The 24,767-nt window shown below is 43.2% G+C and carries 25 protein-coding genes; 8 read left to right on the top strand and 17 right to left on the bottom strand.

Annotated features, from left to right (window positions below; all coding sequences use genetic code 11):
- Nucleotides 1-47: 47 nt before the first annotated feature.
- Nucleotides 48-326, bottom strand: a complete 279-nt coding sequence (locus C6348_RS10860; protein ID WP_106043026.1) for a hypothetical protein — start codon at nt 324-326, stop codon at nt 48-50.
- A 500-nt stretch (nt 327-826) separates the two neighbouring features.
- Between C6348_RS10860 and C6348_RS10855 the strand changes: the two genes are divergently transcribed.
- On the top strand, nt 827-3,253 hold the full coding sequence (locus C6348_RS10855) for a S8 family peptidase (protein WP_106043024.1): 2,427 nt from the start codon (nt 827-829) through the stop codon (nt 3,251-3,253).
- A 324-nt stretch (nt 3,254-3,577) separates the two neighbouring features.
- Here the strand turns inward: C6348_RS10855 and C6348_RS10845 are convergent, their stop codons facing one another.
- From C6348_RS10845 to C6348_RS10835, 3 genes are all read right to left on the bottom strand, one after another.
- The gene (locus C6348_RS10845) at nt 3,578-4,582 is read right to left on the bottom strand and encodes an LLM class flavin-dependent oxidoreductase (RefSeq protein ID WP_189293915.1); all 1,005 of its coding nucleotides are present in this window, start codon (nt 4,580-4,582) and stop codon (nt 3,578-3,580) included.
- Between the two features lie 54 nt (nt 4,583-4,636).
- Nucleotides 4,637-5,386: an oxygen-insensitive NADPH nitroreductase gene (gene nfsA, locus C6348_RS10840; protein ID WP_066031565.1), complete on the bottom strand. Its 750-nt coding sequence runs from the start codon at nt 5,384-5,386 to the stop codon at nt 4,637-4,639.
- 110 nt (nt 5,387-5,496) lie between these two features.
- Entirely contained in the window at nt 5,497-6,708 is a 1,212-nt protein-coding gene (locus C6348_RS10835) for an FtsW/RodA/SpoVE family cell cycle protein (protein ID WP_106043022.1), read from the bottom strand.
- A 471-nt stretch (nt 6,709-7,179) separates the two neighbouring features.
- Here C6348_RS10835 and C6348_RS10830 point away from each other — a divergent pair, with 471 nt between their 5' ends.
- Complete coding sequence (locus C6348_RS10830; protein ID WP_003215279.1) at nt 7,180-7,446, top strand: spore morphogenesis/germination protein YwcE; 267 nt, start codon at nt 7,180-7,182, stop codon at nt 7,444-7,446.
- Nucleotides 7,447-7,523: 77 nt separating this feature from the next.
- On the opposite strand, the gene qoxD is transcribed toward C6348_RS10830, so the two are convergent.
- The 8 genes from qoxD to C6348_RS10790 form a co-directional block, all read right to left on the bottom strand.
- Nucleotides 7,524-7,904: a cytochrome aa3 quinol oxidase subunit IV gene (qoxD, locus tag C6348_RS10825; RefSeq protein WP_106043021.1), complete on the bottom strand. Its 381-nt coding sequence runs from the start codon at nt 7,902-7,904 to the stop codon at nt 7,524-7,526.
- A 1-nt stretch (nt 7,905) separates the two neighbouring features.
- Nucleotides 7,906-8,523: a cytochrome aa3 quinol oxidase subunit III gene (qoxC, locus tag C6348_RS10820; protein ID WP_007497820.1), complete on the bottom strand. Its 618-nt coding sequence runs from the start codon at nt 8,521-8,523 to the stop codon at nt 7,906-7,908.
- On the bottom strand, nt 8,523-10,481 hold the full coding sequence (gene qoxB / locus C6348_RS10815; protein WP_034660406.1) for a cytochrome aa3 quinol oxidase subunit I: 1,959 nt from the start codon (nt 10,479-10,481) through the stop codon (nt 8,523-8,525). Before qoxB ends, qoxC begins: the two co-directional genes overlap by 1 nt.
- A gap of 27 nt (nt 10,482-10,508) precedes the next feature.
- The gene (gene qoxA, locus C6348_RS10810; RefSeq protein ID WP_095285740.1) at nt 10,509-11,465 is read right to left on the bottom strand and encodes a cytochrome aa3 quinol oxidase subunit II; all 957 of its coding nucleotides are present in this window, start codon (nt 11,463-11,465) and stop codon (nt 10,509-10,511) included.
- A 515-nt stretch (nt 11,466-11,980) separates the two neighbouring features.
- A complete protein-coding gene (locus C6348_RS10805) occupies nt 11,981-13,063 on the bottom strand; it encodes a M24 family metallopeptidase (protein ID WP_106043019.1) in 1,083 nt (360 codons plus the stop codon).
- Nucleotides 13,064-13,067: 4 nt separating this feature from the next.
- Nucleotides 13,068-14,588, bottom strand: a complete 1,521-nt coding sequence (galT, locus tag C6348_RS10800) for a UDP-glucose--hexose-1-phosphate uridylyltransferase (RefSeq protein WP_106043017.1) — start codon at nt 14,586-14,588, stop codon at nt 13,068-13,070.
- Between the two features lie 35 nt (nt 14,589-14,623).
- Entirely contained in the window at nt 14,624-15,616 is a 993-nt protein-coding gene (galE, locus tag C6348_RS10795) for a UDP-glucose 4-epimerase GalE (protein ID WP_106043015.1), read from the bottom strand.
- Nucleotides 15,616-16,794 carry a galactokinase gene (locus C6348_RS10790; RefSeq protein ID WP_411266107.1) on the bottom strand — a complete coding sequence of 393 codons (1,179 nt, stop codon included), beginning with the start codon at nt 16,792-16,794 and terminating at the stop codon, nt 15,616-15,618. The genes galE and C6348_RS10790 overlap by 1 nt, the downstream gene beginning before the upstream one ends.
- Nucleotides 16,795-16,975: 181 nt before the next feature.
- Here C6348_RS10790 and C6348_RS10785 point away from each other — a divergent pair, with 181 nt between their 5' ends.
- Nucleotides 16,976-17,821: an AraC family transcriptional regulator gene (locus C6348_RS10785; RefSeq protein WP_034660412.1), complete on the top strand. Its 846-nt coding sequence runs from the start codon at nt 16,976-16,978 to the stop codon at nt 17,819-17,821.
- A 35-nt stretch (nt 17,822-17,856) separates the two neighbouring features.
- On the opposite strand, the gene C6348_RS10780 is transcribed toward C6348_RS10785, so the two are convergent.
- Both C6348_RS10780 and C6348_RS10775 read right to left on the bottom strand, forming a co-directional pair.
- Nucleotides 17,857-18,114, bottom strand: coding sequence for a hypothetical protein (locus C6348_RS10780; protein ID WP_003215318.1), 258 nt, complete (start codon nt 18,112-18,114; stop codon nt 17,857-17,859).
- Nucleotides 18,115-18,141: 27 nt separating this feature from the next.
- Nucleotides 18,142-18,525 carry a GtrA family protein gene (locus tag C6348_RS10775; protein ID WP_012011676.1) on the bottom strand — a complete coding sequence of 128 codons (384 nt, stop codon included), beginning with the start codon at nt 18,523-18,525 and terminating at the stop codon, nt 18,142-18,144.
- A 456-nt stretch (nt 18,526-18,981) separates the two neighbouring features.
- Between C6348_RS10775 and C6348_RS10770 the strand changes: the two genes are divergently transcribed.
- The 5 genes from C6348_RS10770 to C6348_RS10750 all read left to right on the top strand — a co-directional run bounded on the left by C6348_RS10770 (nt 18,982) and on the right by C6348_RS10750 (nt 22,737).
- The gene (locus C6348_RS10770) at nt 18,982-19,122 is read left to right on the top strand and encodes an anti-repressor SinI family protein (protein WP_008345506.1); all 141 of its coding nucleotides are present in this window, start codon (nt 18,982-18,984) and stop codon (nt 19,120-19,122) included.
- A gap of 301 nt (nt 19,123-19,423) precedes the next feature.
- On the top strand, nt 19,424-20,113 hold the full coding sequence (locus C6348_RS10765) for a class I SAM-dependent methyltransferase (RefSeq protein WP_106043012.1): 690 nt from the start codon (nt 19,424-19,426) through the stop codon (nt 20,111-20,113).
- Nucleotides 20,106-20,777: a glycosyltransferase family protein gene (locus C6348_RS10760; protein ID WP_106043010.1), complete on the top strand. Its 672-nt coding sequence runs from the start codon at nt 20,106-20,108 to the stop codon at nt 20,775-20,777. Before C6348_RS10765 ends, C6348_RS10760 begins: the two co-directional genes overlap by 8 nt.
- A gap of 107 nt (nt 20,778-20,884) precedes the next feature.
- Complete coding sequence (locus C6348_RS10755) at nt 20,885-21,199, top strand: DUF485 domain-containing protein (protein ID WP_034660734.1); 315 nt, start codon at nt 20,885-20,887, stop codon at nt 21,197-21,199.
- The gene (locus C6348_RS10750) at nt 21,196-22,737 is read left to right on the top strand and encodes a solute symporter family protein (RefSeq protein WP_106043008.1); all 1,542 of its coding nucleotides are present in this window, start codon (nt 21,196-21,198) and stop codon (nt 22,735-22,737) included. The genes C6348_RS10755 and C6348_RS10750 overlap by 4 nt, the downstream gene beginning before the upstream one ends.
- A 26-nt stretch (nt 22,738-22,763) precedes the next feature.
- Here C6348_RS10750 and C6348_RS10745 read toward each other — a convergent pair whose 3' ends face one another.
- The 3 genes from C6348_RS10745 to thiM all read right to left on the bottom strand — a co-directional run bounded on the left by C6348_RS10745 (nt 22,764) and on the right by thiM (nt 24,752).
- A complete protein-coding gene (locus C6348_RS10745; protein WP_106043006.1) occupies nt 22,764-23,138 on the bottom strand; it encodes a nuclear transport factor 2-like protein in 375 nt (124 codons plus the stop codon).
- A gap of 134 nt (nt 23,139-23,272) precedes the next feature.
- The gene (gene thiE / locus C6348_RS10740) at nt 23,273-23,941 is read right to left on the bottom strand and encodes a thiamine phosphate synthase (RefSeq protein WP_106043004.1); all 669 of its coding nucleotides are present in this window, start codon (nt 23,939-23,941) and stop codon (nt 23,273-23,275) included.
- Nucleotides 23,928-24,752, bottom strand: coding sequence for a hydroxyethylthiazole kinase (thiM, locus tag C6348_RS10735; RefSeq protein WP_106043002.1), 825 nt, complete (start codon nt 24,750-24,752; stop codon nt 23,928-23,930). Before thiM ends, thiE begins: the two co-directional genes overlap by 14 nt.
- Between the last annotated feature and the right edge of the window lie 15 nt (nt 24,753-24,767).

The raw sequence follows: 24,767 nt of genomic DNA, 5'->3' as shown, positions 1-24,767 counted from the left end.
ATCCTCTCCCACCAGATAACGTTTCTTATGTGGGATTTTACCCTGTTTCATCTCCCATGTAAAGGTAAGAGCGGGCCAGCACGCGCCTCTCTCGTCGTCTTCTCATCAAGCATCATCAGACTTTGCTTAAACGGTTTCTCTGACCTGCGCTTCTTGTTCTTTTCTTCTGCCAGCTTCTCTAGCTCTCTCTCGTTCACACCTTGAAAGAAACGATTATCCACCGCAGCCGCCTGAAACCGTTGCTGCTTCATCATCACACCAGGATTCACAAGCACATTCATCATGAAACCAAACCATACACTCAACCAGTTTTTGAATTTCTTCACTGAACATCCCTCCGCTTTTCTTAGAATCTAGCAGTTCTAGCAAAACAACTGCTCCTATCATATCCCGAGAAAAAAGAGAGGTTTGTCACAATCTGGGTGAAAAAACAAACTAGTTTTCAGAAGTTTTGTTGAAAAGTGGAGAAGATGATCATGTATGAGGGTGTTTGAATAAAAATTTTATACACACACTATCCAAAAGATAAGCACACCTTATCAACAGGGTTTATCCACATATCAACACCCCATTACTAGATTTTGTGTATGTGTTTTTTTTATTTTCCATATATATATCTAAATAATTGAGTTATCAACAGGAGTTTGTGCATAAGTGAGACTTTATAAACAAAATAGTTCTTTGTAACTATGTAAAATAAGACCATTTTAGTAAAGGAATTGTTTTCATCGTATTGAATACTTAATAACGGGCAGTGAATCTTTCCTATTTATCCACAAAAAGAAAGGCTATCTCCCTAAAAACACAGCTAGAAAGGGGAAAATTAATGAAAAAGGTCATCTCTCGTTCTTCTGTTCTATTGTTCTCTACTATTTTTATTTTATCCACATTCTTTACAGGTCAACAGGCTGCTGCCGCTCCATCGAACAAACAGGTGGAACTAGAAAAAGCAGAAATCTTCGGTGAAATCAATGTAAAATCTAGAAAACATACCACTGTTATTGTTGAATTAAAGGAAAAATCCTTAGTTGAAGCCAAGCAAGAAGGCAAAGCTCAAACAAAGGCCTCCCTCAAAAAATCTCGAACAAAAATAAAGAATGCAGCACTCAAAGAAATTGATAAAGCGAGTGTTCGTCAAGAATATGAAAAAGTCTTCTCTGGTTTCTCTATGAAACTTCCTGCAAACGAAATTCCGAAGCTGCTCGCAGTTGACGGAGTAAAAGCCGTTTATCCGGATGTTACATATAAAACAGATGAAGTGAAAAAGGAAAGCATTCAGCTTCCAAATGAAGATGTCTCCCCTCTTATGGATAAAAGCGCTCCATTTATCGGTGCACCAAAAGCTTGGGATGCCGGCTACTCTGGAAAAGGGGTAAAAGTCGCTGTCATTGATACTGGAGTAGACTATACCCACCCTGATTTAAAAGGAAACTTTGGTTTATACAAAGGCTATGATTTTGTTGATAACGATTATTCTCCGCAAGAGACGCCTAAAGGAGACCCTAGAGGTGAATCGACAGACCATGGCACACACGTCGCAGGAACAATTGCTGCCAATGGACAAATTAAAGGTGTCGCAAAGGATGCCACACTTCTTGCGTACCGTGTACTTGGACCAGGCGGGTCTGGGACAACTGAGAACGTTCTTGCAGGCATCGACCGCGCTGTTACTGATGGAGCAGATGTCATGAACCTCTCTCTCGGAAACAGTGTGAATAACCCTGATTATGCCACAAGCATCGCACTCGATTGGGCCATGTCTGAAGGCGTTGTCGCTGTCACATCGAATGGAAACAGCGGACCGAACAGCTGGACAGTCGGTTCTCCCGGCACGTCAAGAGATGCCATTTCTGTCGGAGCAACTCAACTTCCGTACAGCCTTTATAGTGTGAAATTCCCGAACTATTCTACTGCAAAAGTGATGGGCTACTACCAAGAGAGTGATTTAAAAGCACTTGACCAAAAACAAGTCACACTCGTCCATGCAGGTATCGGTGACGAAAAAGCATTTGAAGACATCGATGTGAAAGGAAAGGTTGCCGTGATCGAACGAGGAGCCATTGCCTTTGTTGATAAAGTAGACAATGCAAAAGCTGCTGGTGCAATCGGCGTTGTGATGTATAACAACACCGATGGAGAAATTCCAGTCGATGTACCGGGTCTCGCTCTTCCTACGATTAAGCTTTCAAAAGCTGAAGGAACGGCGCTTGTCAAAGCCATTGAGGCTGGAAACAATACAACGACTTTCTCCATTCAATTTGTCAAAGAACTTAGTGAGCAAGTCGCTGACTTCTCATCTCGCGGACCAGTTGTGGATACTTGGATGATTAAGCCTGATTTATCAGCACCTGGCGTCAGCATTGTGAGTACGATTCCAACGCATAACCCTTCTCAGCCTTACGGATATGGCTCAAAGCAAGGAACAAGCATGGCTTCACCGCATGTGGCAGGGGTCGCAGCGATCATCAAGCAAGCAAAACCATCGTACACAACTGAACAGATCAAAGCACTGATGATGAATACAGCAGAAAAACTATTTGACGCAAATGGCAGCCCATTCCCTCATAACACACAAGGGACAGGCAGTGTTCGAATCATCGAATCACTCCAAGCGTCATCTATCGTTTCTGATGCCAGCTATTCTTACGGCACTTTCTTGAAAGAAAAAGGCGTTCAAATCAAAACGAAGAAATTCAAGGTAGAAAACCTTTCAAAAGCACCGAAAACGTATACCATTGATTACAAATTCAATGGCAGCGGCATCAGCACAAACGGAACGAAAAAAATCACTGTCAAAGGGAATTCCACTGGGTCCTTTACTTCCGCGGTACAAGTGAAATACGGTAAAACCAAAAAAGGAACGTACCAAGGCAGCATTACCCTTCGTGAAAATGGCAGAAAGGTCACAGAGATTCCTACTTTATTGATTGTAAAAGAGCCTGATTATCCGCGCGTCACTTCGGTTTCCGTCGAGCCGGATAACCGTGCTGGAAGCTATGTCATTAGCAGCTATCTGCCTGGTGGCGCTGAGAACCTTGCATTTCTCGTCTACTCGACAGATGGAGAGTATATAGGTGAAGCAGGTGTTTATCAACATGTTGATAAAGGAGAACACCGTGTAAAATGGAATGGCACGATCAATCAAGGTCAAAAGCTGGAACCTGGTGAGTATACAATGCTTGCGTATGCAAGTTTGAAAGGGAAATCAGACACTGTTCAAACGAAGGAACCCTTCGATATTTATCCTGAATAAACGTGAATCACAAGAAAAGCCTTGTATGAGCGGATTAGCTCATCAAGGCTTTTCAATTATATATGGAGGAAAGAGAGTCTGATGTTGATATTGCTATGGATCGTTTCTTTTTTGACTGCTTTTTTTCTAACGATCACTTTGGTGTATTTTTTCACCCTTTTACACGCGAAACATCCTCGTCCTTTTCATCAAGCATGCGAGCTGACGGTCTATGTGTCCTTCATTTACCCGCTTAGTTTGCTGGTGACAGCCGCGTTTATTTTCATCATGATGCTCCTTTTCCCCCTCTATTGGCTGCGTGGACGGTAAACAGACATACATACGTTATGCATCAAAGGCTTCTTTTAATAAACGATACGATGTGAGCCGGTCTTGCATGTGGTGAGTGATCGTCACAGCGATTACTTCATTTGTACGATACGCTTTCGCTAGTGCCGTCAGCTGCTTTTTCACAGAAGATGGCGTTCCAACCACCATCCTTTGACGATTGGCAGCCACTCGTTTTTGTTCATATGGACTGTAGGAATAAGCTTGTGCCTTTTCATATGAAGGAAAGCCCCCGAGGTTTTGCCCCTGTTCATTGGCGAGTAAGGATAAATCTAAGCTGACTGCCAGTTTTTCTGCCTGTTCCTCTGTTTCAGCACATAAAACGAAGACCGCAAGACTGACGCGCGGCTCATCACCGAATGCTGAAGGTTCGAACCGGTTGATGTATTGCTCCACAGAATCTTCTCCGCCTTCGCCATTGATAAATAGAGCAAACGTATAGCCTGCACCTGCTTTCGCCGCAAGTCTTGCACTCCCTCCAGAGGAACCAAGCATCCATACCTCTGGTGCAGTCTCTACCTTCGGAGAAGCGGTTAAATGGGGCAGCGGGTAAAATTCATCCGCTAGGTCGTGTAAATAGACCTTCAATTCTTCTACCTGCTCAGGATATTGATCACCTAGTCGTTTTCGTTCATCATGATGAAGGGCAATGGAGGAAATGGGCATACCACCAGGAGCACGTCCAATCCCAAGATCAATTCTGCCAGGAGCCATTGCTTCGAGAACCCTGAAGTTCTCTGCTACTTTATAGGCACTATAGTGAGGCAGCATCACACCGCCTGAGCCAATACGAATATGTGACGTAACGGCTGATAAATGACCGAGAAGCACCTCTGGACTCGACCCTGCAAGCCAGTTTGAAAAGTGATGCTCTGATACCCAAAAACGGTGATAGCCCCACTTCTCTGCCTGCTTTGCCAATTCAACCGTTTGCTTCAATGCTTCAGCAGGTGTTGCATCTCCGATCAAAGGAGATTGATCCAGTATACTTAATTTCATCATGCTGCACCTCTTACAGAAATCCCCCTCTCTCAATCGAAAGGGGGGATGTCTTATTTATTTTCGATTAAAGCCCTTCTCTTTAACAAATTCTCCAAGGAAGGCACGCTTTGGCTGACTAAAGCCGCGAAGCATCTGCTTAGACCAAGTATCTTTTCTCTCTCCGTTTGTTCGTTCTTCATAATATGATGAAATACGATCATCGTATTCTTTTAAATAACGATCCACATGCGCTTCATCTTGCTGATATGCATTTTCATGATAAATGAGTTCAACTGGCAGCCGTTCCTTTTGTGACGATTGACTCGCTGGATGTCCGACAGCCAGACCAAATAACGGCAGCACATAAGATGGCGTTTCAAGTAATTCAGACACTTCTTTCAGTTGATTACGCAGACCACCAATATAGCAGATCCCAAGTCCCATTGATTCTGCGGCTACACTCATATTTTGCGCAGCGAGCGCCGTATCAATGACGCTAATGAGAAAGGCTTCCGTATTCTCAAGCGCCTCTTGATGATTTTCCCCTGCTTTTTTTGCAATATCATCATGGCGTTTCAAGTCTGCACAGAAGACAAAGAAATGCCCATTCTTCTTAACGTATGGCTGATTCCCGGCTAGTTCAGCAAGCTTGGCCTTCTTCTCTTGATTTGTCACACCAATAATACTGTACGCCTGTACATAGCTTGATGTCGAAGCAGCCTGTGCACTTTTAATGAGTGTCAGCACCTCTTCTTCGGACAAACGCTCGTCTGTAAACGAACGGATGGACCGATGATTTAATATCGTTTCTATCGTTTTGTTCAATTCGAAGACCTCCTTCACTTGTACTATCATATGACAAAGACATATGGCTTTTCAAAAATTAAAACTCGCATGAAAAAAGACAGTCTATACTTAGACTGCCCTTACCCGTTTTATTTAAATAAATAACTTTGGTATTTCGTTAATTGAACACTTGCGTTATAAGCAATCCCGAATCCAATAAGGACAGATAAGACAGAGCTTCCTCCGAAGCTGATAAATAGGAGCGGAATCCCTGTTACAGGCATCACGCCTATATTCATCCCAATGTTCTGGAACGTATGGATCACAATCAGTGCTGTATATCCTACACAGAAGAATGACGCAAACCGGCTATATGGATGGATACGGTCAATCAGCACGACAAGCCGGTAGATCAAGAAGAAGAACATGATCACAACAAACGCACATCCGACAAAGCCAAAGGCTTCTCCTATAATGGAGAAAATCATATCTGTTTGTGCTTCTGGCACATAGACTTTTAAGTTTTTAACCCCATTCCCAAAAATCTGTCCAGCACCAATAGCCATAATGGCCTGGTCTACTTGATATTTATCAGACCCAGACGCATCCTGAGTCTGCGCTTGATTGGCTGACGTAGAGCTATCAGGCAGCCAAGCGGTAATCCGGTTAATCTGATACTGCTGAATGCCAATTGTTTTCGCAACATCAGGGAAGAGAATGATCACGGCTAACACAGCGGCAACTAAAAGCACAACCACAGAACCGATGAGAGAAATCAGCTTCCAATTAACCCCTGATAAAAACACCATCACAACGACAATAAACATACAGACAGCTGCCGTACCTGCATCCTGTAAGAAAATCAGTCCAACTGGAACGGCTGCTACACCGGCAATTTTTAATAGTAGGAAGATATCATCTTCTAATGTCCGTTTTCCTCTAGGGCTTGACTTGCCAATAACAGATGCGAGCATCATAATCAAACCAATTTTCATGAACTCTGAGGGCTGAAGTGTTCCGATCCCCGGTATCACAAACCAGCTTTTTGCACCATTTTTAATTGGAGCAAAATCATGACCTCCGATTTGTGCAGGAGCGATTTTCAGAAAAATTAACAGCATAATGCCGCCTATAAAAATATAGAGGCTTAGCTTCTCTAATTGCTCCAAATCAAAGTAATTTATGGCTACAATACATATAACTCCGACCATGTAGTAAATAATCTGCCTCGTCCATGCATTAGATCCATACTGTCCAAATTGACCCGCAGCATAAATCGCAATGACACTGATAGCAAAGAAGGCTAAAAATATAAAAATTAAATCCCCTTGATAGTACGGAGATGTATTCTGCTTGTTCATGAACTAACCACCCTTATTACAAAACATAAAAGCCCTTATTTATATTAGATTGAAATTTTCTCAAAAGCAACTCACCTTAAATATGACGGAAGATACATCCGAAAGGTTCCAATCATTTTTCAAAAAATGAAATACTTTTCATTCTAACAATAGGAAAAATTCCTCTATACTCTTTCCATTCATCCGATCATGAGTCCTTTAAAAAGATTATTTTACAGATATTAAGGGGAAAATTCAATGACCTATGTGGCGGACAAGCAATTATCAAGCCAGCATAAGCTGTACGGAGAGAAAAGGAAAAAGCCACTTTCTACGGAATAAGGCCCATTTTCCAATTATTGAGTTTACTTCAAAGTCAATTGTGGTATAATACTTGTAACAAAATGTTCACAATATCTCCTAAAAACAGACACAATTGCATCCTGACCTCTTATTTGATTTGGATATCAACTTACAAAGGAGTTGGATACGATGGATATGTTCTTTGCGTACCTATGTATTGCAACGGCTACACCCCTGTTTTTATGGCTTGAAAACAGAAAAATTGCACTAGCTTCTATTCCACCCATTATGATTATGTGGATTTTCTTCGGTCTTTACATGACGAGCAGTTTATCTCCAGCAGGACATACCTTCATGATCGCATTCTTTGCCATTAACGTCATTTTGGCACACATTGCAGCGTTTCTCATTTATGGACTTCCATTCATTCGCAAAAGATTCAGCAGCACCAGATAAATCACGCACCACCTATTGGAGGCGTAATCAACATCATGATAAAAACCACTCACCTTTGAGGGATGAGTGGTTTTTTATTATTTCTCTGAATGCTCAGACTGCTTTGGCGCAGAAGGCGAATAACCGTCTTTGCTGTTCTCTCCGTGGCTGTAGTGAGCCGCAAAGATCCAAACAGATCCGATAACGAAGATAATCGCACAAAACAGGCCAAACAATGTATTTCCGACTTGAACATTTCCGTTCTCGCTTTCTGTCATGTGCATAAACATGAATAGCTGCAAGAACGCTTGAATGAAGGCAAAACCAAAGATAATCCATAGTTTTGCAGAACTGCCAATTTCAGCTCCAATGGCAATCCAGAATGCTAAGATTGTTAGCACAATGGATAGGATGAAGCCAACTACGTGTTTCCAAGGGAAGTGTTCGTGCTCTGCTGAGGAATGTGTTTTTCCAGCCATATCACAAAAGCCCCCCTAATCCGATCAAGTAAACAGCTGTGAAGATGAAAATCCATACAACATCAAGGAAATGCCAGTATAGACTTGAGATAAAAATCTTCGCTGCTGTTTGTGGAGTTAATCCACGTTTTTTAATTTGGAACAAGACCCCGGTAATCCAGAAGATACCAATGGATACGTGTAGTCCGTGAGTTCCTAAGAGTACAAAGAATGCAGACCAATACGCACTTGTATGGATGCTCGCACCCTCATGTACATAATGGAAGAACTCGAAAATCTCAAAGCCAACGAAGCCTGCACCTAGAAGCAGTGTCAGAATCGTCCAAATGACAACCCCTTTTGTACTTCCACGGCGCATTTCATGAACAGCAATCCCGCATGTAAATGAACTAACCAATAACAGGAATGTCATGATCAATACAAGCTTCATATCAAACAGTTCAGCTGGTAAAACGCCGCCAGCTGTTCTGCCATGAAGAACAAAGTAGGTCGCAAAAAGTGTTGAGAATAACACGATTTCCGCGCCAAGGAATATCCAGAAACCAAGGATGTTTAAACGTCCTGTTTCAGACTGATATTCAAGCGGTGCATTTGCATAGCTGCTATCATTATGTCCCATTACTTCTGCGCCTCCTTATTCTTTTTCTCTGTTTCAATCACTTCTTCAACAGGAATATAGTAGCCATCGTCATATTCAAATGAGCGTAAAATCATTGTTGCGAATACACCGATTAAGCCAATAACGCCAATCCAGTACCATTCAAATACAAGACCGAATGCACCAAGTCCGAAGAATGCAGACATGATGAGTGGTCTGCCTGAATTGTGCGGCATGTGAATTTTCTTGAATTCTTTTTCAGGATGAACGTCTACGTTGTTTTGCTTCCAATGATGGAATGCATCTGGTGTTGTCACTTCTGGAAGTGCTGCAAAGTTATAATGCGGCGGAATTGCAGAAGATGTCGCCCAGTCAAGAGTACGTCCATCTCCCCAGCTGTCTCCAGACACTTCACGTTTCGCGTGTCTCCAGCTGTAGTAGATGTTGTAGCAAAGGATGATGAAGCCGATACCCATCATAAATGCACCAATTGTTGAAATAAAGTTTAGTGCAGTCCAGCCATCTTCTGGTCCATACGTATAAATACGTCTTGGCATTCCTTGCAGTCCTAAGAAGTACTGCGGGAAGAAACAGATGTTAAATCCGATCATGAATACCCAGAAGAACCATTTGCCGATTCTTTCGTTTAACTTGTAACCAAACATTTTTGGATACCAGAAAACAAGGCCAGCAAAACAAGCAAAAACAGTACCTGCGATTAATACATAGTGGAAGTGGGATACAAGGAAGTACGTGTTATGGTACTGGTAATCCGCAGCTGCCATCGCAAGCATAACCCCAGTGACACCACCGATAACGAAGTTCGGGATGAAACCAAGTGCCCAAAGCATTGGTGAAGTAAAGCTGATACGGCCTCGATACATCGTAAAGAGCCAGTTAAAGATTTTCACACCTGTTGGTACAGAAATCGCCATTGTTGTAATCGAGAAGAATGAGTTAACCGCTGCACTGTTCCCCATTGTAAAGAAGTGGTGAACCCACACAAGGAAACTAAGAACAGAGATTGCCACAATCGATACAACCATCGCTTTGTAACCAAACAGCTGTTTTCTTGAGAACGTCGCAAAGATTTCTGAGAAAATACCGAAAGCCGGCAGGATGACGATATATACCTCAGGATGTCCCCAAATCCAGAAAAGGTTCGCCCAAAGCATTGGCATACCGCCTGCTTCGAGTGTAAAGAATGCAGAACCGAATAAACGATCAAATGTCATAAGTGCTAAAGCAACTGTTAATACAGGGAATGCGAATACGATGATGACAGACGTAATCAATGTTGTCCATGTAAACATTGGCATACGCATAAGCGTCATACCTTTTGTACGCATTTTTAAGATGGTCACCATGAAGTTAATACCTGTCATAAGTGTACCAATACCTGCAATTTGGAGCCCGAGCAAGTAATAGTTCTGTCCAGGTCCTGGTGAGAAATCATTTCCGGCGAGCGGCATGTAACTCGTCCAGCCTGCACTTGGTGATCCTCCAATGACGAAGGAAATGTTGAACAGCATCGCTCCAACCATGAATGTCCAGAAGCTAAGGTTGTTCAAATAAGGGAATGCAACGTCACGTGCACCAATTTGAAGAGGCACAACGACGTTGATTAAACCAATTAAAAATGGCATCGCCATGAATAGAATCATGATCGTACCATGCGTTGTGAAAATTTCATTATAGTGGTTGGAATCTAAAAACGTATTATTAGGAAGCGCCAGCTGCGCGCGCATCATCAGTCCGTCTACCCCACCGCGGAAGAACATAATCACAGCAGCAAGGATATACATGATCCCAAGCTTTTTATGATCAACTGATGTTAGCCATTCTTTCCAGAGCCATTTCCACTTTTTAAAGTAGGTTAAAACAAACACGATGGCAATGGAAGTAAGAGCGATAGAAATTTGCGCACCAAGAATTAATGGGTCTCCAGTTACAAAAAACTCATCCCATTTCAAATGCATAACGGCCTCCTCCTTTCCTTAGTCAGTTTATTCATTATCTAGTTTTCTTTTATAGTTCTTCACATTCTCGAAAGGATCTGTTTTGGAATGCGGAGAAACTGATTGGTAACCTAAACGTTTGCGTGCTTGGAGTGCGTATTCAGAATCCTCTCCATGCTTCGCAAAGGATAAATGTGTTGATGAGAATGTCTGCACATCTGCAGCATCCGGAAGCATCAAGTAGTCATACGTTTTCTTCGTTAACTTTGGTGCTTCTTTCTTCGTTTTGCTTACCCATTTATCATAGTCAGACTGCGTCATCGCATTGACTTTGAATTTTTGCTGAGCAAAGCCCTCGCCTGTGAAGTTGGCGTTTCTTCCTTCATATGTGCCAACTTGATCAGCTTGAAGATATTGTTCCATCTCCATTCCAGCCATCGCATACTTCTCCCCGCCTAGCTGAGGAATCCATAGTGATGCCATTGTATCAGCGGAAGTGATTTTGAATAAAACCGGCTGATCTTTTGGAATGTTTAAGTAGTTCACTGTCTCAATATTTTCCTCTGGATAGCTAAAGATCCATTTCCAATCAACAGCTGTAGCATAAACGACAAGTGGATCTTTATGGCTTGTTGCTTGAGGTGCCTCTTCCAAAGAGTAAATTGTTTTTACAGTTGGAACCGAAAGGGCAGCAACGATTAATATTGGGATCACTGTCCAGATAACTTCTAGAAGCGTATTCCCGTGTAGTTCTGGGTTATAAGAGGCGTTTCCAACGTCCTTACGCTCACGGTATTTAACCAAAATGATGGTAAACAGTACAAATACCGCACCAACGATAAAGAGCATGAATCCGATGGATAAAAGGATCAAGTCTTTTTGTTGTGCTGCGACAGGTCCTTTAGGATCTAAAACAGCGATATTGCTGCAACCTCCTAATAAAAAAACACTCACGAGCATCGCTAATAAAAGCATAGGTTTAATGGCTCTGAACAAGAAGATCACCATCCTTCCTTAGATAATGTATAAATTGCTGAATAATTGTGAAAAGCCATCTGCCTTCGAAAACTTTTCTTCCCTTTGTAATGCTATCAAAATCTGTTAGAGTTAGCTTCCCTTTTTTCAAAAGTTCATTTATTTTTCAACAGATTTCTATTAAAATGTCATAAATTCGACATAAATTTATATTATTGCACACACAATAAATTTCTAGGATTTTGAAAAGTTGAGAGTTGAAGGCAAAGGACAAACAATCAAGAACTTTGTCAAATTTAGGTTTACCACAATAAAAAAGTTTGGTCGAATTTCAATTTAACTTAATGAAATTTTATCTAGGTAAACAATTTTGAAATAGGTATCCCCACATTTAACAAAAACCTTACTCATTTTAACGCAAGTTCACAAGAAAAGAAAGTATCGATTCTCTGCGATACGCTGTAAGAATTGGTAATGATGCTGAATTAGTGGAATCTCGCTAAAGACTTCCAGCAAAAAACCGGCTCAGCGCCGGCACTCTGCATTTATTCATCTCTCACTAAGATGTCAGGTCGTCTATAGATCTCCCCTTCATGTTCAATGTCCATGTACGTCCACTTGCCTGTATAGGTTAAAAAGCGGTTGCCCTCTTTTTCTACTACTATCGTATCCTCTGATTTCAGTCCAGGCAACGAAGGATTCCACGTAAACACTTGATGCAGCTGAATTTCTTCCTTCGATGAGGGAACGGCAATGATTTCCCTAGATACAAATCCCGTCTTTCCCCCTTGATGAAGCTTTTTCCAGCTATCAGGGAAGCCCTCTTTTTCATACTGAGCAATACCAGCTTTCAGTACATCTCCTAATGTTTTACCAGGACGTGTGGCGGCATTCATGACTGTATCAATTCGTGCAAGCCGCTCTTTGTTCTCTTCAAGCTCCTTTGGAAGCTGACCAAAGTAAACAGACCTTGTGACATTCGCTACGAGCCCGTGCCGTTCTGCACAGAGGACAACAAGCGCGTGCTTTTGAAGTGCTTTCTCTGTTGGAATCGGGTGACGGTATTGATGGATCCGGTCATCCGTTGCCACAAGCAGGACTTCTATCGTCATCCCTTGCGCAATGGCTCTTTGAGCAACAAGCGAAGCAATTTCGTGTTCGGTCTGCCCTGGCACGATTTCTTGACAGACACTTTCTACAATGACCGCTGTTTCATGACAAAGGATTTCATATTGACTGAGCTGCGAGGCAGTAAGGATCGATCGAACATGTGACAAATCCGGCTCGATCCATTCGAATCCATCCATTTGAATGTCCGCCCCAATTCGTTTACCTTTTGTGAATTCTTGAATGTAGGGGGTCTCATCCTCATGCCAATCCATTGTGACCACCTGAAAGGGATGATCGACATACGCCATTTCCTCTTCAATGATCCGCTTTTCTTCCATTTGATTCACAATGAGGACGAGGTCGTCTTTTAAGACGAGCAGCTGGCACACGCCCTCTGGCGTATTTAACACAATGTGATTCCTTCTTCCGCCTGTCAGCCAGGAGAAGTTATTTCGCTTTTGAATCAAGACACCATCAAGCTGCTTTTCTTCCATTAGCTCTCTTACTTGTTCAATCATCTAATCACCTGCCTGTATAAAGTGTTTGAATGAAACGGTTAAAAGCTGTTTTCCCTTGCTCAGTTCTTTTAAACACACCCGCCTGCGAGAGAATTCGAGAAAAAATAGAGCCAATTTCTTGTTGTAAAATGGTTTCGGTATTGTCCTCTGTAAAGGTGTTCTCTTCAAGCAGCCGCTTTGCCCAAGCCTCGTGCTTCATGATTTCAGGACGGGCTTTGATTTCTTCAATTGGACTTTCGGATAGCAAAGCCTCTTTTAATTGGCTTAATTCCTCTGCTAATCTGCCAGGAAGGACAGCAAGGCCCATGACTTCAATTAATCCGATATTCTCTTTTTTAATATGGTGGACTTCTTCGTGCGGATGGAAAATGCCGTCTGGGTGCCGCTTGTCTGTACGGTTATTACGCAGCACTAAATCTAATTCATAGTCATCCCCGTGGCGCCGCGCAATAGGTGTAATGGTATTGTGCGGAGTCTCTCCTGTATGAGCGATCAGCCCCACCTCTTCATCTGAATACAATTTCCACTCATGTAAGATAAAGTCTGCTGCGTCCGCGAGCGGCTGCCGCTCGCTGCTTCGAAGGCGGATCACAGACATCGGCCATTTCACAATGCCAGCTCGCACATCCGGAAAGGCTTTGAGAGAAAAGACTTCTTCCATCTCTGCTTTCGCCATCGGAAATTCATGTGCACCGCCCTGAAAATGGTCATGACTTAATATACTGCCTCCGACAATCGGAAGGTCGGCGTTCGACCCGATGAAATAGTGCGGGTATATAGATATGAAGGAAAGCAGTCGTTCAAAGGTTTTTTTGGTGATGCTCATTGGCTCATGTTTACCTTTGAACACTATGCAGTGCTCGTTGTAATACACATAAGGTGAAAATTGCAGAAACCACGATTCACCTGAGAGTGTCACAGGAATAATCCGGTGATTCTGTCTCGCTGGATGGTTGATCCGCCCCTCGAAGCCAACGTTTTCTTTACAAAGGTGACAAAGAGGATATTGCTTTTGACTGAGCTTCTTGGCTTCAGCGATGGCTTTGGGGTCCTTTTCCGGTTTTGATAGATTAATGGTGATCTCCAGCACACCATCGTCTGTTGGTGTAAACCACTGTACATTTTTGGCGATCCTGCCTGTATGAATATAGTGGGCATGCTGCTGCATCGCATAGAACCAGCTTGTAGCTGCCTTCGGTCCTTCATGCTGGCGTTTTTCTTCAAACTTCGCATAGATGACACTTGGAGGTGCCACCAAGCAGCCCATGATTTTCGCATCTAGTAAATCACGATACGTATCCGTCCCCTCAGGAATAAGGCCTGTTTCTACTGCCCAATCCAGCATCGGCATTAAAATGTCTTCAAGGTCTGCATCTCCTGAGACTGTTCTTGCTTCAGCGTCATCGAGCCCGAGCACCTCAAGCAGCCGGTTTCTCGTATAATCGATATCTAGTGATGTCATCAGCTCTTTATTGATCCCGTATTGAATCAGCTGTTCCAATTTTTCAAAAATATCAATCGCCATTCCCTCTGTCCCCTCTCTTGCCTGCCTGTTACGCTTTATTCACTTCGGTAGCCATCTGGATGCTTCTGAAACCAATCCCACGCGCTCTGAATGATCGTGTGAAGGTCAGCATATTGAGGTGTCCATCCCAATTCTTGCAGCGCTTTTTCAGAAGAAGCAATCAGCTTTGCTGGATCTCCCGCGCGTCTTTTTGCCACTTGTGCCGGGATGGCATGCCCCGTGACTTTTCTGACAGCTTCTACGACCTGCTTCACGGAGAAACCTGTTCCATTCCCTAAGTTGTAGGTCGCACTGCCTTTTCCAGCACGCAGCCGGTCAACGGCTAAGATGTGTGCCTCTACTAAGTCCATCACATGAATGTAATCTCTAATACACGTGCCGTCCTCTGTCTCATAATCATCACCGTAAATCATGATCTGATCCCGTTTTCCTAAAGCAACTTGCAGAATAATTGGAATGAGATGTGTCTCAGGCTGATGATCCTCTCCGACAAGTCCTTCTGTATGGGCACCAGCTACATTAAAGTACCGAAGCACCACGTATTCTATTCCATACGCTTGCTCAGACCACTTCAGCATTTTTTCAATCGCTAATTTTGTTTCTCCATAAGGATTCGTTGGGTTCGTTTCATCCGTTTCAACAATCGGCACGCACTTCGGTTCACCGTATGCAGCAGCAGTTGAAGAAAAGACGATGTGTTTCACATCAAATTCATTCATTATTTGTAGTAAAGCGGTTGCTCCGCCGACGTTGTTGTCATAGTACTTAAGCGGGTCTGTCACACTCTCCCCGACAAGTGAATCTGCCGCAAAGTGCATGACCGCTTCTATTTGATGCGTTTTGAAAACCTGTCTTAAAAAGACGTGATCCCGTAAATCTCCCTCTTCTAAGACAGCTCCTTCCAAAACAGCTTCTTTGTGGCCTGTCTGCAAATTATCCACTACCACTACTCGTTCGCCTTTCGCTAGAAGAGCCGCCACCGCATGACTGCCTATGTACCCTGCTCCTCCACAAACTAAAATTGTCATCAACCTTCCCCCTTTGTGAGTTCTCTTGCGCCGCCTCCAATTCCAGCTGTGTAAAAAGAGGCTTGAATGCCTGTTTTCTCTTGATATATCGCACCAGTTTCTTCTATAAATGAACCCAGCAGCTCTTCTTTCACAATGCTGATCGTGCATCCGCCAAAGCCTGCACCTGTCATACGGGAGCCAATCGTCCCCGGGTGCCCCCAAGCTGCTTCAGCCAGTGCATCTAGTTCAAGTCCTGTTACTTCATAATCATTCTTTAAAGAAAGATGAGAAGCCTTCATGAGCCCACCTAGTTCTTCCATTTTATCATCTTTCAGAAAATTTACTGCTTTCATCGTCCGCTCGTTTTCCGTCACGACATGTCTTGCCCGTTTGCGGCATATGTCATCTTCAATCAAGTGGGCATGTGCTGCAAATTCATCCGCAGTGAGCTCACATAAGTGGGTGATGTCGATTTTTTTCCGAAGATCATTTAAAGCTGATTGACACTCTGCCCGGCGCTCATTGTATTTGGAATCAGCCAGTGTCCGCTTTTTATTTGTATTGGCGATGACAAGCGCCAGTCCCTCTTGCCGAAACGGACTGTATTCAAAGGCAAGGGTGTCACAATTGAGCAAAATGGCGTGATCTTCTTTTCCAAGGGAAATCGAAAACTGATCCATGATCCCGCAATTGACGCCAATAAATTCATTTTCTGCACGCTGTGAAAGGAGGGCAAGACGGGCATTTGAAACGCTGAATGAATGCCATTCGTTGATGAGAACAGCGGTGACAAGCTCAATGGAGGCAGAGGAAGACAGACCTGCGCCATTTGGAATATTGCCGCTGTACACAATGTCAAAGCCTTCTTCTATCTTCATCCCTGCTTCTATAAACTGATTGAACACACCCTTCGGATAATTCGCCCAGCCATCCGATTCCACGTAAGCGAATTCAAAAAGATTGAATTCTTTCACACCCTCGCTATCAAAGTTCAAGGAATACATTCTCACGCGGCCATCTGAACGCTTCGCACAAGCAGCATACGTTCCGAGAGTAAGTGCGCATGGAAACACATGGCCTCCATTGTAATCTGTATGTTCACCAATCAAGTTCACCCTTCCTGGGGCAAAAAAATAGCGAAGTTCTTCTCTATCTCCAAATTGCTGGTGAAATGCCGCGCGTAACGTATCGATCATATCCATTCCCCTTTTCTCTTCTGATACTTTTATTTTAGTTGTCCCAGCAGCATCAGTTCAATGGTAAAAAAACCGTTAAAAAATACCCTTTTTTTGCTGTGAATGGTACGATGTGATATGAGGTGTAACATGATTCTAAATAGAAAAAGGTTGTTTTTTGCTGTGAAGGAGGGTTTCCAATTTGAAGAAGGAAGCATTTGCATTTCGTTTTCACCATTCTGATGTGACATTGCCGGCGCAAATATGGTCTGTTGGCTGGGAAGTACAATCATCTTCGTTATATAGCTGGAATGGCGTGGAGCGGAAAGATCAGGGCAAGTGCATCTTTCAGCTCACACTGTCTGGACATGGCATGATTGAAATCGGAGAGAAACGTTTCAAAGTGTTGCCGGGTCAGGCCTTTCTCGTGAAAAGCCCAAGTGCCTATCAATATTATTTTCCAGAGGACAGTGAGCATTGGGAATTCCTTTATTTAACGCTTTACGGGGAAGCCTGCGATCTTTGCTTTGACCAATTTATTGACCAAGGAAAGCAGGTCATGCGTTTTCACCCAAATTCCAGACCGATCCGCCTGCTCAAGAACATTTATGATGAAGCCAGTGAAAGACGGATTACCAATCCATTTGAGGGGTCTAGCCTTGCTTATCAATTTGTCATGGAACTATATTCATATTTGCCAAAGCTTGAGGGACAAATGGAGAAATGGCCCGAGCCCATCGTTCAAGCTGCCTTGTTTGCCAGCCATCATTTTCACGAGGAAATTGGCCCGGACGATATGGCAGCTGCGGCACGTTTATCCAAAAGTCATTTTACGAGGGAATTCAAAAAGGCCACTGGCTTCACACCTATTCACTATCTAACCAATATCCGGTTAGAAAAGGCGGAAACGTTACTGAAAACAACAAAATACTCGATTGAAGAAATCGCCATACAGTGCGGCTACCGAAATGCGAATTACTTGAATAAAGTCTTTCGAAAGAAAATCGGCATGTCTCCAAAGCAACTGCGGGAAACAAGCGATGCATAATAAAAAGCAGCCGCTTTCACAATTGGCTGCTTCTTTTACGCTTTCGTCAGGTCAACATGAATTCTCCCTTGTCTTAAAACAATGGTCATTTGCGTGTCAGGTGTCATTAAGTTTTCTAAAATGTCCGTTGCCGTTTGAAGCGCAATGTCCATTCGGTTGATCTTTTCCTTTTCTTGTTCCGAAAACGCTTCTGGATGTGCGGTCATTTCTTTGACTAGCCTCAGCACTTGTTCATGCTGCTTTTCTGTTTGCTGATATATGACATCATATAATTCGTCTGGCCTGCTGCTCATTTCACATCACCTATCTTTTTTCATGTGTTAAATCGCATCTTCTTTTGTTTTCTTGAAGACGAACCATTTACTGGCGACATAATTCACGACCACAATCACAAAGTTGACAAGAATTTTTGCGACAGTTTCATTGAGCGCCATTTGGCTCACAAATAAAATCATCAGCCCCAGATCTACACCTAGAGACATGAGACGAACACTAAAAAATGAAGAAAGCTCACGCATAAGGCTTTTCGTATCACGAGCCTTTTGCTTGAAGACATACTTCTTATTGGTGATATAAGCAAAGAGAACAGCAAATACCCATGAAACAACTGTAGCTGTTTTATAATCCATGGAAAACATCTCAACGAATAAGTAGAAGCTGACTATGTTGACAATGGTTGTACACACACCCATCACAAGATACATGACAACTTCTTGATACTTTTGAAAAAGGCTATACATGTCTTTCTTCATTCCTTCTTGGTGGTTTCTGTTTCTTTTAGAATACCATCTTGAGAAGAACTTCCCAAACGAACAATATGTACGTCCTGCACAGATGAAATTTGTTCTACTTGATGGCAAATGTCAACCTAATTGGTTTATATAAGCCAAATGATTTAGGTCTTTTTCATTATTTTAATTTATAATCTTTTAACTGACTTTACAATTGTTTATTATTAGAAGTAAGAAATCAATATTTATGGGTTTTTTAGTCATTTTTTTAGGAACGTGGTAGGTGATAGATTTTACAAAATAGGTTAAATGTCATCATTTTTCGACAAAATCTATTTTGCGCTGTTTTCATCCACACGTACAGTTACTAGACGGTTTGTTCAAGTCATTGGTTGCAGATGAATATGTCTTATTGAACTGGAGGATATTATGGATACGCAAGTGAAAAGAAGAGTTGACGAAGAGTGGGTTTATTTGATTCAGGAAGCGAAAAAAATTGGACTAGGCATCGAAGAAATACAAGCTTTTTTAACATCCAACGGTGATCAGAAGATGATAAACAAACCGTAAATCAACGCCGTTATCCTTTGTCTTTCAGACTGCTTTGGCTAAAAGTTCTGACTTGTCAATTGACCTTTTGAAAATCCTTTCATGACGATACGCTACAGTAATTGAACACCCCTTCATACCAATCCCTTCCACTCATGGGGTTCTGTCTTTCTATATTAGGAGGACAGTCCGTTTCCCGTTCTTTATATGATCCCTTTATAGCCGCTATTCATGAAAATTGTCCTTCTCACGTTATAAAACCAAGCTCCCCACCCATATATTAAGCATGAAAACAATGAGAAAGCAGAAAGGTGGGTAGAGCGTGAGTTCAGATTCCCTTTCCTATTATCACCAAAAAAAGGATCAGTATTATCATGGCGTGAACCCGGTCATTGTCAGCCGTATTCGTGAGGAATGGACGTCTTTATTGGATATCGGATGCGGCACAGGCAAACTTGGAAAAGTCCTGAAACGAAAGGGCCGGACCATTTATGGAATTGAATCGTTTGAGGATGCAGCAAAAGAGGCTGAGCAAGAGCTAGATCATGTTCTATGCGGAAATATTGAACAGATGACTCTCCCTTACGAACATGAACACTTTGACTGCATCATTTTCGGAGATGTCCTTGAACATTTATTGGATCCGTGGGCCGTTTTAAAGAAGGTCAAACCCTTCCTTAAAAAAGAAGGAGTCATCCTGTCATCCATTCCGAATATCGGTCACATATCAACAGTTTTAGAATTACTAGCCGGCAGATTCACTTATACAGATGCAGGATTAATGGATCAAACACATTTACGTTTCTTCACCCTTCACGAAATTCATGCACTCTTTCATTCAGCAGGCTTTCGTATTCGCGAACTTGAAACCATTCGCGTACAGCATCCTTCCTATGCAAGCGTGATGAATGATTTACATGAATTACTCATGAATCATGGCATTCGTTCAGATTTTCACGAGGCGGCTACCGCCTATCAGTATGTGGTTGAGGCGGTTCAGTTTCATGAGTAACCCCACCATCCTGTTTGTTTTATGTGTAAATGATGAATCGATGTTTCAGGCTTGCTTTCGGCAGCTCGCTTCACTTCCTGCTCCCCATGGATATCATGTGGAGGTTTTGCCGATTAGACATGCATCCAGTATGACCTCTGCTTATAATGAAGCGATCACCCATCCAGCTCAGTTTAAAATTTATCTTCATCAAGATACCTTGATTGTCAAACAGCATATGCTGCTTGAGCTGATCCCGCTTTTTTTACAGCATCCATCACTTGGGATGGTTGGGGTCATAGGTGCAGAAAGCGTGCCTGACAATGGGATCTGGTGGGAAAGTTCTGATTGCAGGGGGAAAGTCATTGAATATCGTCACGATACCTATCAGCTGCTTTCGTTTGAAAGAGGTCGTCAACAACAGGCGGAAACACAAGATTATATCAACGCTTCGGCGATTGATGGTCTTTTCATGGCGACGCAGTATGATGTGAAGTGGCGTGAGGATCTCTTTGATGGCTTTCATTTTTATGATGTTTCGCAGTCCTTTGAATTCGTCCAGCAGGGCTATGAGGTTGGAATTGCGAGGCAAGAAGAGCCTTGGTGTATCCACAAATGCGGAGATCATTTTGATGCAGAAACATATGAAAAAGCGAGACAAACATTTCTTGCGAATTATCGGTAGAAAGCACCCTTTTCGGGTGCCTTTTTTATGATATACTGTCATAAACAACCAGATCGTCTCATATGCATTGGAGTACCTTGTCCCTAATTCGTACAAAGGAGGAAACAATGGCAGACAAAAAAGTTCATTATAAGAAGGTTGCCGCTTCAGAGGATTTTCGAAAACTTCTCGAGGAAAAACGCAGATTTATCGTACCGATGACGATTTTCTTTTTTCTCTTTTACTTTTCACTTCCGGTTGCTACATCCTACTTCACCTTTTTGAACACGCCGGCAATTGGCGCGATCTCATGGGCTTGGTTATTCGCCCTCACACAATTTGTCATGACTTGGGTATTATGTGGACTTTATGCGAGAAAAGCAGCACAGTTTGACAAATATGTAAGCGCTTTAAAAACTGAATCAAGAGGTGATGACGAATGAGCATGACCGCTTTTATTTTATTCATAGCGATCGTAGGGCTCACATTGGTCATCACATATTTTGCTGCGAAAAAAACGAGCAATGCGAGCGATTTTTACACAGCAGGCGGAGGTTTGACTGGGTTTCAGAACGGCCTTGCCATCGCCGGGGACTATATGTCTGCCGCATCATTTTTAGGGATCGCTGGAATGATCGCGTTAAATGGATTTGACGGATTTTTCTATAGCATTGGCTTTCTAGTGGCGTATCTTGTCGTTCTTTACGTTGTGGCCGAACCGCTTCGAAATCTAGGGAAATATACGATGGCCGATATGATTGCTGCACGATTTAAGCGTCCTGCCATTCGAGGGGTTGCCGCGTTTAACACAATCACAGTCTCTACTTTTTATATGATTGCACAGCTTGTTGGGGCAGGTGCATTAATCAAACTGCTTCTTGGCATTGATTACTGGATTGCTGTACTGGTCGTAGGTGTCTTGATGACCATTTATGTAGTGTTTGGCGGCATGATCGCTACCAGCTGGGTACAGATCACAAAGGCTGTGCTTCTCATGCTTGGGACCCTGATTATTTCACTGCTTGTATTTGCAAAGTTTGATTTTAGCCTGCTGAAGATGTTTGAGGAGATGAAAACAGCGACCCCGCTCGGTGGGGCATTTCTTCACCCGGGAAATAAATATGATGTGCCTTTAGAGACCCTGTCTTTGAACCTTGCTTTAGTGCTTGGGACAGCAGGTTTGCCGCACATTTTGATTCGGTTTTATACGGTAAAGGATGCCATTTCTGCGCGTAAATCTGTTCTATCCGCTACGTGGATCATCGGTATTTTTTATTTAATGACGGTTTTCCTTGGCTTCGGTGCTGCTGCCTTTGTTGGAACAGAAGCGATCACAGCAGCAGATGCAGCAGGAAATATGGCCGCTCCTCTGCTCGCCCAAGCCCTTGGAGGTGATTTATTATTTGCCTTTGTTTCCGCTATTGCCTTTGCGACCATTTTGGCAGTGGTAACTGGTCTCGTCTTATCCGCAGCGTCTGCCTTTGCCCATGACTTTTATAGTCAGATCATCCGCAAAGGGAAAGCGAGTGAACGGGAACAGGTGAAGGCGGCACGCTTTGCTTCCATCGGCGTGGCCATTCTTTCCATCATTCTTGCATTATTTGCCCAATCCTTAAACGTCGCTTTTCTTGTGTCACTTGCCTTCGCCGTGGCAGCAAGTGCAAATTTACCATTGATTATCTTCACTGTCTTTTGGAAACGATTTAATTCTACGGGTGCCATTGCAGGGAGCTTAGTAGGACTGCTGAGCGCACTGATCATCGTCTCGCTCAGTCCAAGCGTCTGGGACCCATCGGGAGCCGCCATCTTTACAGGAGATCCGCTCATCCCGCTGTCGAACCCTGGAATTATCTCGATCCCACTCGGATTCCTTGCCGCTTACTTAGGCACGATATTCTCCTCTGAAAAAGCAGATGATGACACCTTTACGGAAATTCAAGTAAAGGCACATACAGGCATGCATATGGATACTGATTCATAAGGAAAAGCCGGCAGTGAGCCGGCTTTTTAATAGCGCTGAAATAACTCTGGATTTTTCGGAACGTTTTCTAAATAAACGATCTTTCCTTTGTCGTCCAGTTCTGCAATGTCAATTCCTTCTGCTGTATAGACACGGCTATCCGAAAGTTTCCCGCAAACAGCCCAGTTCGTTTCATACTTTCCGTCTTCTCTTTTTTTCCATCCATCCCACATATGCTTGATGTCTTCATGCACGTGGAAAAATGTGTTTAAAAACTGTGTAAACGCTTGGATGCCAGGCTTCCCGGCACCATTTAAGACAATCATGACATCGTCAGAAAACAATGCCAGCAATTCATTCAGTTGCTCCTGTCCTTTTCCTGCTTCATCGTAGCGGCGAAAATACGTATCGAGCACTTCCATTGTTCATTCTCCTTTATTTACCTGTCATTTCGAAAATAATCGAACAATTTAATTGTACACAATTGTTTCTCACCTGTCTATTTTCCCTGAAATCAGAAAAGACATGAATTGAGTCAATCCATGTCTCCTACAGGTTAAAGAGATGCTTTTTCTGATGCAACAAGTGCTTTCAATTCTTCTGCTGCTTTTTTTGGATCAGCGCTCTGGCTAATGGCGCTAATGATGCTAATACCATCTGCCCCTGCTTGGATGACTGGTGCAGCATTGTCGTATGTGATACCCCCGATGCCCACAATCGGAATAGGGAGACCATGACGACGTACTTCAGTGATCAAAGACACACCTTGGACACTGCGTGTATCCTTTTTCGTTTCTGTTGGATAAACTGGGCCCATGCCGACATAATCTGCGCCGTCCTTCATGGCTTGTTTCACTTCATCTAGGTTATGCGTAGACACACCTAATATTTTATTCCCGATCCGTTGTCTGACGTCTTCTGCATTTGTGTCTTCCTGTCCAACATGAACGCCGTCTGCATCAAGATCCATCGCTAGCTGTACATCATCATTCACAATAAAAGGAACATTTGCTTCTTGGCAAAGCACTTGAAGTTGACGAGCCAATTGTTTCTTCTCTTCTCCTTGCAAAGCTCCATCACCCTTTTCACGGAATTGGAACATGGTGATCCCGCCTTGAATGGCTTCCTTTACGACATCAAGCGGCTGCCTGCTTGTATTCGCTGTTCCCATAATAAAATAAACCGATAATTGCTGTTTGATTTGCTGTTGATCAGCCTTTGTCATGTGAAATTCCCCCTATTCTCCCCAATGTCAACACATCATCGCCATTTGTTTGTGAGAGTGCATTTAACAATTCCATTTGAAAAGTTCCTGGTCCTTTATCCTTTGTGTACTGAGCTGCCCTTTCAGCTGCGACGCCGTAAAACAGTATTGCAGCTGCCGACGCATGAAGCGGCCGTTCACCTATTGCACAAAATGCCCCGATGACAGACGTCAGTAAACAGCCGGTTCCCGTCACCTTGGTGAGCCATTCATGTCCATTATGAATAGACAACACGTCCTCTCCATCTGACACCACATCGACTTTTCCTGTGATCACCACAACGGTCTGAAGTGTCCTTGCCGCTTGTTTGGCTAGTGCCGATACATCTCCGTTCGCTGCTTTCGCATCAACGCCTTTTGACTCCCAGCCATCCACTCCAAGTAAATGAGCCATTTCTGCAGCATTTCCCCTGACAACGGTCATGTTCACTTGCTCTAACAGCTGTTTTGCCGCTTTCGTTCGAAACGTTGTCGCACCGACGCCGACAGGATCTAATAGAACAGGTACACCATTTTCATTGGCAGCTTGTCCAGCCAGAACCATGGCCTCCACCGTGTCCTTTGTCAATGTGCCGATATTGAGCACAAGTGCATCCGCCAACTGCGCCATTTCAGCCACTTCTTCTTTGGCATTTGCCATGACTGGCGAAGCGCCTAAAGCAAGCAGACCATTCGCTGTAAAATTCGTCACGACTTGATTGGTGATATTATGAACGAGTGGATTTTCCGCTCGAACCCTCTCCAATAAATGAGACACGCAGCTTGTTTTCATCCGTATCGTCCTCCC

Origin of the sequence: Bacillus sp. YBWC18, assembly GCF_002998775.1 — a bacterium.
Lineage (GTDB): Bacteria > Bacillota > Bacilli > Bacillales > Bacillaceae > Bacillus.
This window is presented reverse-complemented; position numbering and strand designations above follow the sequence as displayed.

Bases quoted from the DNA above. Each gene is read 5' to 3' on its own strand.
- C6348_RS10745 (WP_106043006.1), bottom strand. From the start codon at position 23,138: ATGGAAGTGCTCGATACGTATTTTCGCCGCTACGATGAAGCAGGAAAA.
- thiM (WP_106043002.1), bottom strand. From the start codon at position 24,752: ATGAAAACAAGCTGCGTGTCTCATTTATTGGAGAGGGTTCGAGCGGAA.
- C6348_RS10775 (WP_012011676.1), bottom strand. From the start codon at position 18,525: ATGTATCTTGTGATGGGTGTGTGTACAACCATTGTCAACATAGTCAGC.
- C6348_RS10790 (WP_411266107.1), bottom strand. From the start codon at position 16,794: ATGATCGATACGTTACGCGCGGCATTTCACCAGCAATTTGGAGATAGA.
- C6348_RS10770 (WP_008345506.1), top strand. From the start codon at position 18,982: ATGGATACGCAAGTGAAAAGAAGAGTTGACGAAGAGTGGGTTTATTTG.
- qoxC (WP_007497820.1), bottom strand. From the start codon at position 8,523: ATGGGACATAATGATAGCAGCTATGCAAATGCACCGCTTGAATATCAG.
- galE (WP_106043015.1), bottom strand. From the start codon at position 15,616: ATGACAATTTTAGTTTGTGGAGGAGCAGGGTACATAGGCAGTCATGCG.
- thiE (WP_106043004.1), bottom strand. From the start codon at position 23,941: ATGACAAAGGCTGATCAACAGCAAATCAAACAGCAATTATCGGTTTAT.
- galT (WP_106043017.1), bottom strand. From the start codon at position 14,588: ATGGCGATTGATATTTTTGAAAAATTGGAACAGCTGATTCAATACGGG.
- C6348_RS10755 (WP_034660734.1), top strand. From the start codon at position 20,885: ATGGCAGACAAAAAAGTTCATTATAAGAAGGTTGCCGCTTCAGAGGAT.
- C6348_RS10845 (WP_189293915.1), bottom strand. From the start codon at position 4,582: ATGATGAAATTAAGTATACTGGATCAATCTCCTTTGATCGGAGATGCA.
- C6348_RS10780 (WP_003215318.1), bottom strand. From the start codon at position 18,114: ATGAGCAGCAGGCCAGACGAATTATATGATGTCATATATCAGCAAACA.
- C6348_RS10760 (WP_106043010.1), top strand. From the start codon at position 20,106: ATGAGTAACCCCACCATCCTGTTTGTTTTATGTGTAAATGATGAATCG.
- C6348_RS10855 (WP_106043024.1), top strand. From the start codon at position 827: ATGAAAAAGGTCATCTCTCGTTCTTCTGTTCTATTGTTCTCTACTATT.
- C6348_RS10750 (WP_106043008.1), top strand. From the start codon at position 21,196: ATGAGCATGACCGCTTTTATTTTATTCATAGCGATCGTAGGGCTCACA.
- qoxB (WP_034660406.1), bottom strand. From the start codon at position 10,481: ATGCATTTGAAATGGGATGAGTTTTTTGTAACTGGAGACCCATTAATT.
- qoxD (WP_106043021.1), bottom strand. From the start codon at position 7,904: ATGGCTGGAAAAACACATTCCTCAGCAGAGCACGAACACTTCCCTTGG.
- C6348_RS10835 (WP_106043022.1), bottom strand. From the start codon at position 6,708: ATGAACAAGCAGAATACATCTCCGTACTATCAAGGGGATTTAATTTTT.
- C6348_RS10830 (WP_003215279.1), top strand. From the start codon at position 7,180: ATGGATATGTTCTTTGCGTACCTATGTATTGCAACGGCTACACCCCTG.
- C6348_RS10805 (WP_106043019.1), bottom strand. From the start codon at position 13,063: ATGATTGAACAAGTAAGAGAGCTAATGGAAGAAAAGCAGCTTGATGGT.